Source organism: Hyella patelloides LEGE 07179 (assembly GCF_900659865.1).
Lineage (GTDB): Bacteria > Cyanobacteriota > Cyanobacteriia > Cyanobacteriales > Xenococcaceae > Hyella > Hyella patelloides.
In genome coordinates this window covers 1-3524 of the sequence record NZ_LR214187.1, presented here as the reverse complement: position 1 = coordinate 3524, position 3524 = coordinate 1, and the positions used below count along the sequence as shown (strand labels likewise).

Here is a 3524-nt window from a genome sequence, read left to right as displayed (position 1 = left end):
CTGATGTTAGAAATTATGAATGTTTCAAATATTTACATCAAGGAATAATTTCACCAATTAAGAGGAAATCATTACCAGAGATTGCTAAAGTAGTAGGAATTTCATCACCTCAATCATTACACCACTTGAGAATAGGGCGTGAATATGGGTTTCGCCAGTGTAAACAAGAACTAGGATGGACTAACTATCGATTTACTAATTTTGAGCAAATTAATAGATGGTGGGAAATTATTTTTTCGGCGTACTGGATGATCAGTTCTCATTCTAAAATCTTTTGTAACTTGAATCAATCTCAAGCTTTATCTAATTCTAATCTTCGACCTCAAGAGTCTATTGCTGATTATACTTTTCATCCACAATGGTCGAACAAAGAAGGATGGAAAAGCGCACCGCCCGTGGCGAGGTTGCCTCGCCAATAAGGACGGAGCAAGCACCACTTTGAACAACTTTCGTTTAATTATTCAACCTGCTATTTTATTTTGGGCTATTATTCCCTGGTTAGACATCTTTCCTAACCGTTCTTTACTACTTGGTTTTCATCGATTGATTGCTGCAATGAATCAATTTTCTTTTTATTTGCCTGATGGATAAACTCTGTTTCTGCTACTCCTCTGTTTCGGAAAGTGACAAAAGAGGGTTAATCCGTCCCAGTATCGATCTGTCTGGGCCTCTTACGCCCGACGGTAAATTGCTGTATCGACTCAATGCAGTTTACCAAAGTGGTGATGAAATCCAAGATTATGATAACGATTTAGATCGGTTCTTTTTTTCCCCCGTCATAAGCTGGCAAATTGGCGATCGCACAAACCTAACTATTGAATTAGAATATCTTGATGATGAGCGACCAGCATCCTTTGGAGTACCTGCATTTGGTGATGGAATTGCCAATATTCCCTTGGAGCAAATTTCCAACGAACCCGACGATCTTATCGAACAGGAATACTTTAACGTCGGCTACGATTTGGAACATCGCTTTAGTGACAGTTGGAAACTGCGTCATGGATTTCGCTATACCAACGAAGATACGACCTTAGATACTGCCATACCTCTGGCACTAAATGAAGAAACTGGTATTCTCGGACGCTTTTGGACAAGGCAAGCTGTAGCCAATGAGGTCTTTACTTTGCAGACAAATGTAGTCGGTGAATTTGCCACAGGCTCAATCGAGCATCAGCTTTTGTTTGGTGTCGATCTAAATCGGACTAACCAAGATACCATTAATAGAATCGATCTGCTCAACCCATTACCCCTTAATATCTTTGCTCCAGTTTACGAAGCTTTCCCCAGACCAGAGGATTTTGGAGAATTACTTTTGAACTCGGACGAAGAGACAGAAACAGATCGTCTGGGCATTTACATACAAGATCAAATTTCATTTTCTGATAATTTAATTCTCTTGGCTGGTTTTCGTTATGACACTGTAGAGCAAAGATTAACAGGCGAACAAACCGCTTTTTTTCCAGACGGTGCAGATGAAAGCCAAAATGATGACGGCTTTAGCCCTCGCGTGGGTATTGTCTATAAACCCATTGAAGAAGTTTCTCTTTATACTAGCTATTCGCGATCGTTTGCGCCCAATAGACTTACAAGTAACGTGAGTGATTTCTTCGATCCTGAAGTTGGTGAGGGTTTTGAGGTGGGAGTAAAAACCGACCTACTTAACGGCAAACTGGTTGCTACTTTGGCATATTTTGATATTACCAAACAAAATGTCGTCACAGAAGACCCCTTTGTTATAGGTGCTTCAATCGCAACGGGAGAGCAACAAAGTCGCGGAGTGGAGTTGGATACAGTTGGGGAAATTTTACCTGGTTGGAATATTATTGCCTCCTATGCATTTATTGATGCCGAAGTTTCGGAAGATAATATTATTGAAGTTGGCAACCAATTGAACGGTGTTCCTCAACACAGTGCTAATTTATGGACAACCTATGAAATTCAATCAGGTGATTTACAGGGTTTAGGTTTCGGACTCGGTTTCGATTTTGTTGGAGAAAGAGAGGGAGATTTGGAGAATACTTTTAAGTTAGACAGCTATTTCCTCACCAATGCTGCTATCTTTTATCAGGGAAACAACTGGCGTACTGCTGTTAACTTTAGAAACCTGTTTGATGTAGATTATATAGCAGGTGCCACAGCCACCAGAGAGAGGTCGAACGATCCTGGAGAACCTTTTACAGTCGTTGGCTCATTCTCAATTGAATTTTGAATAGGGGATAGATTTAAAAAATGTTGATTCTCAGACGAGCTGTTAAATACTTAGTAATTAGCATTCTCACCCTGTTTCTAATTATTGCCTGTAGCAACACCAATAATGACTTGGTAAATAACCAAGAGGCAACTGCTCCTGATAAACAGCTTGCATCTGGCTGCCGACTTATACAGCACCATCTCGGCGAAACAGAGGTTTGTGGACAGCCTCAAAAAGTAGTTGCTTTAGGTGTTCATACCCTCGATCTTCTTTTATCCTTAGATAAACAACCCGCAGGCTATGCGGACATTCTCAACCCCTATCAAGGAGAAGTTTTTGATAACCCAACTCAACAAATTGCCTATCTTGGCGATCGCATTACTACTAAACCTGTCAATTTAGGAAACAACGATCGACCTTCTTTGGAAAGATTAACCAGCCTCAAACCCGATTTAATTATTGGTGAAGCATTAGTAAATGAGTCGAGTTACGACTTACTCTCCAAAATTGCTCCAACTCTACTGTTCGATAATCGTGCTGCTGAGGGACAATGGCAAAAGAGTATTCAAGCAATTGCCAAAGCTCTAGAAGAGGAACAACTTGCTCAGAAAGTAATTGACTCTTATGAGGAACTCATTGTCAATGCTCGCACCGATCTTTCCCCTGTAATTGCCAATAATCCCAAGTTGCTGTTATTAGGGACAAATCGATTGCCAGAAGGTATTTGGGCAATCAATCAAAATACCTATCTTGGTGCGCTGATGGAAAAAATTGGGTTTCAAATGATTATGAGCAACTCAGGCGATAATTATCAGCCTAATTCTCCTGTTTCGCTAGAAGCTTTACCTCAGTTTGACAATGCCGACATCATTATGGTGTTAGGCTTTGAATTAGATACTAGCAATCAACAGCAACTGTTGGAAAATGGCGAGCTCGATCGACAAGTTGAAGCTCAACAATTAAAAACCGCCAAGCAGAGTTGGCAGGAAAATGCGATCGCCCAAACCTTAAAAGCTAGTCAAGAGGATCGAGTATACTTTGCTACTTTCTATCTTTGGAATGTCGTAAACGGGCCAATTAGTACAGAATTAATTCTTGAACAAATGCGTCAAATGTTGCTGAATCCAAAATAGATTAAGAAGCGATCTGAGAAAAAAAATGCAGTCTTGAAACGAAACAACCGAATATTTATCATACGAAATGCAGATAAGTAGGTGGGTGAAATTAAATATAAGATAGAAAGGACAGTCAATGAAGTAAGAATGCCAGCACCACTACGTATCCAACTAAATCCTGAAGAAGAAGAGACCCTAGCCGAATTACGAAAGGCAAT

2 protein-coding genes and 1 pseudogene are annotated in these 3524 nt (G+C 40.2%); all 3 read left to right on the top strand.

What is annotated here, in order from left to right; translation table 11 throughout:
- Window positions 1-116 precede the first annotated feature (116 nt).
- Window positions 117-591: pseudogene (locus tag H1P_RS38645) on the top strand (hypothetical protein); the annotation flags it as partial.
- The gene (locus H1P_RS31830) at window positions 584-2209 is read left to right on the top strand and encodes a TonB-dependent siderophore receptor (protein WP_144875266.1); all 1626 of its coding nucleotides are present in this window, start codon (window positions 584-586) and stop codon (window positions 2207-2209) included. The pseudogene H1P_RS38645 and the gene H1P_RS31830, both read left to right, overlap by 8 nt.
- A 20-nt stretch (window positions 2210-2229) precedes the next feature.
- Window positions 2230-3324, top strand: a complete 1095-nt coding sequence (locus H1P_RS31825) for an ABC transporter substrate-binding protein (RefSeq protein ID WP_144875264.1) — start codon at window positions 2230-2232, stop codon at window positions 3322-3324.
- The last annotated feature ends 200 nt before the right edge of the window (window positions 3325-3524 follow it).

What these genes read in the sequence shown, in the direction of transcription:
- H1P_RS31825 (WP_144875264.1), top strand. Translation starts at nt 2,230, where the DNA reads ATGTTGATTCTCAGACGAGCTGTTAAATACTTAGTAATTAGCATTCTC.
- H1P_RS31830 (WP_144875266.1), top strand. Translation starts at nt 584, where the DNA reads ATGGATAAACTCTGTTTCTGCTACTCCTCTGTTTCGGAAAGTGACAAA.